General features: G+C 60.0%; 2 protein-coding genes. Both read right to left on the bottom strand.

The annotated features are described in order from the left end of the window. Nucleotides 1-10: 10 nt before the first annotated feature. Entirely contained in the window at nt 11-1,621 is a 1,611-nt protein-coding gene (locus SNL23_RS25210) for an argininosuccinate lyase (protein ID WP_318303952.1), read from the bottom strand. A gap of 20 nt (nt 1,622-1,641) precedes the next feature. After that, nucleotides 1,642-2,889 carry an OprD family porin gene (locus SNL23_RS25205; protein ID WP_076017101.1) on the bottom strand — a complete coding sequence of 416 codons (1,248 nt, stop codon included), beginning with the start codon at nt 2,887-2,889 and terminating at the stop codon, nt 1,642-1,644. Nucleotides 2,890-3,053: the final 164 nt, after the last annotated feature.

Here is a 3,053-nt window from a genome sequence, read left to right as displayed (position 1 = left end):
AGATCGCATTTCAGCCCTTGGCGTTGAGTAACTTGTCGAACGCCTTGTCCAGGTTGCCTTCAGCACCTTTCAGCTTCTCACGACGTTCCTTCAACCAGCTCTGGTCCGTGTCTAGGTTCTTGCGCGCCTCCACCAACATCCGCTTGACCTCTTCCGGCTGCGGCCCACCCGTGCCTTTGCGGGTCTTGACCATCGCCGTCGGCGACAGCGCAGCACGGAAGCCGGCCTCATCCAGCGGCAAGGTATTCGGTGTCCATTTGTATTTGTCCGCCGCCTGGGTGTACAGCTTCTGCGCGTCCGCATACGGGAAGGTCTTTGGCGTGGTGCCGTTGCTGCGCGCCTCGGTGACGATCAGCGACGCGAAGCTGTGACCAATGCGGAACGGCACCTTGAACTGGCGCTCCAGGGTGTCGGCCAACTCCATCGAAGTCGTCCACTCGGACTCCAGCTCATCCAGCGCCCGCTGCGGATTGATTTGCAGCGCATCCAGCACCGCGTCCATGCTTTTGAACATTTCGTCGGTGGACTGGAACAGCCCCAGGGAATCAAACGCAAACTTGTAGTCGGTCATCCCGGTAGTGACGTTGTGCGCGCGCAAGGTCACGGTCTGCGCCAGGCCGACCACGTCCGAGGCTGATTCCCGGGTGCGCATCAACAGCCCCGGGTTGCGCTTTTGCGGCATCGCGCTGCTGGTGTAGGTGGACTCTTCGTCCAGCAGCAGCCAAGGGCGGATCTGATGATATTGGGTGTGGATATCGCCAATCATCGCGCCGATGCGAATCGCCGAAGACGCCGCCAGGTTCGCCGCTTCGATCGGAATGTCATAGGTCGACACCTGGCTCGAATCCAGGGAGTTTTCCCGCACGCCATCAAAGCCCAGCAGTTCGGCCAAACGCTCGCGGTTCAGCGGGTAGGCGGAATTCGCCAGCACCGCGGTGCCCATCGGGCTCAGGTTGAGGCGGGTGTAGAGTTCGCGAATACGCTGGCCATCGCGATCAAACGCCGCTTCGAACGCCAGCAGGTAGTGCGCATAGCTGATGGGCATGGCCTGCACGCCGTTGGTGTAGGCCGGTATGAGGGTGTCGACGTTCTTCTCGGCGATGTTAAGGATGCGCTGGCGGGTGGCGTTCAGCGCGTCGCTGTAGGCCAGTACCTGTGAGCGCAACTTGGCCAGGCGGTAGGTGGCGAGCATGTCCTGGCGGCTGCGGCCGGAGTGGATCAGGGAGGCTTCAGGACCGATCTTGTCGGTCATGATTTTTTCCAGCTGCAGCACATCTTCCGGGCGCTTGCCGTCGGGCTGATCGGCCTGGTCGATGGCAAAGCGCACGCCGCCGGCGATCTTGTGGCCCATGTCCGGCTTAACGATGCCTTCTTCGGTGAGCATCACGATCGAGGCTTTGTTGATGCGGTTCAACCAGGCGAACTGGGTTTGGGTCGGGTCGCCCTTGGCCTTGTGGGCCGTTTGCGAGGAGCCCGGTGTGGCGCCGACTTTGGCCGCCTGGGCCGCGCATTCTTCGGTGGTTTTGCAGGGCAGCGCACCGGTATCGGCGGCATAGGCGCCGTAACTGCTGAACAGGGCAAAGGCGATGGCCAGGTGGATCAGGCTTTTATGGGTATTCATGTGCAACGCTCCGGGAAAAATCACAGCAAGGGCAGGGTGTAGCTGACGATAAAGCGGTTCTGGTCGATATCGCTGCCGCTGCCATTGCTGCGATACGTGCCATTGCGCCATTTCACTTCAAGGTTCTTCAGGGCGCCGCTCTGGAATACGTAGCCGATATCGGTGTTGCGCTCCCACTCGGTGCCTTCCAGGGTGCGAGTACGTACGAAGTTGTCGCCTTTGAGGTAGCGGGTCATGAAGGTGAGGCCGGGGATGCCGAGGGCGGCGAAGTCATAGTCGTAGCGCGCCTGCCAGGACTTTTCCTCAGGGTTGGCAAAGTCCGGCGAGATCATCACGTAGTTGACGAGGTAGGAGTCGGTGCCGTCCAGGTGGGGGAAGCCGGTGGTGCCTTTCATGCGCTGGTAGGCGGCACCGAACGAGTGGCCGTGGAGGCTGTAGGTGAACTTGGCGCCGAAGGCCTGGTTGTCGATGTTGCTGTTGCCTTCCTTGCTGGAGTCGGCGTAACGCAGGTCGGTCTTGAACGACTGCGCGTCGCCCAATGGCAGGGTGTGGACCAGGTTGAAGATGTGTTGCTTGTAGTTGTTCTCGAGGTTGGCGTAGTGGTAGCCCGTGACGAAGGTTTTGGTCCAGGCGTAGCTGGCACTGGCGAAGTCGAATTTATCGCTGGGCACGGCGCCCTTGATGCCTTTGCCGTCGACTTCAATGTCTGCATGGCCGCTGTCGTTACGCAGGGTGTTGCTGGTCAGGCGCCCGGCGTCGAAGGTCAGGCCGGCGATGTCCTGACTGGTCAGTTGCGTGCCGCGAAAAGTCTGGGGCAGCAGCCGGCCGTCGTTGGGCAGCACGGTCGGCAGCTTGGGGATCAGCGTGCCGAATTTAAGTACGCTTTTGGAGATGCGCGCTTTGCCGGTGACACCCATTCGGCTGTAGCTGTCCGGTGCGCCATCCTCGCCGACGGGGAGCAGGCCGCTGTTTTGGCGGTCGGGGCTTGAGTCGAGTTTCAGGCCTTGCAGGCCGATGGCATCGATGCCAAATCCCACCAGGCCTTCGGTGTAACCCGACTGGTAGTTGAGAATCAGGCCTTGAGCCCACTCGTCACGTTTGGACTGGCTGGCGTTGTCCTGGCGGTAATCGCTGTTGAAGTAGAAGTTGCGAAATTCGAGGTCGGCCTTGCTGTCTTTGAAAAAGTCAGCTTCGGCGAAGGTTGGGAAGGCGAGGGTCAAACCGAGGGTGGCCGAAGTCAGGCCCAGGGTAATGGGGGATTTGTTCATTGTTATTCCCGTTGTCTGCTGCTTATTTTTAGAATTATCTGGCCGGACGGCGACAGGGAGACGCGTCCGGCTTGCGCAGGCTAACGAGTTGTTTTGCAGATTGAAAATATATAGAAAGTGTTGAAGCGAGATGTTTTAGATATGAGGGAATTTCGTTGTGGCGA

The sequence above is a fragment of the Pseudomonas sp. SED1 genome (assembly GCF_034044025.1).
Lineage (GTDB): Bacteria > Pseudomonadota > Gammaproteobacteria > Pseudomonadales > Pseudomonadaceae > Aquipseudomonas.
Note: the sequence above shows the minus strand (reverse complement) of the source record. Positions and strands in the feature narration are given on the sequence as shown.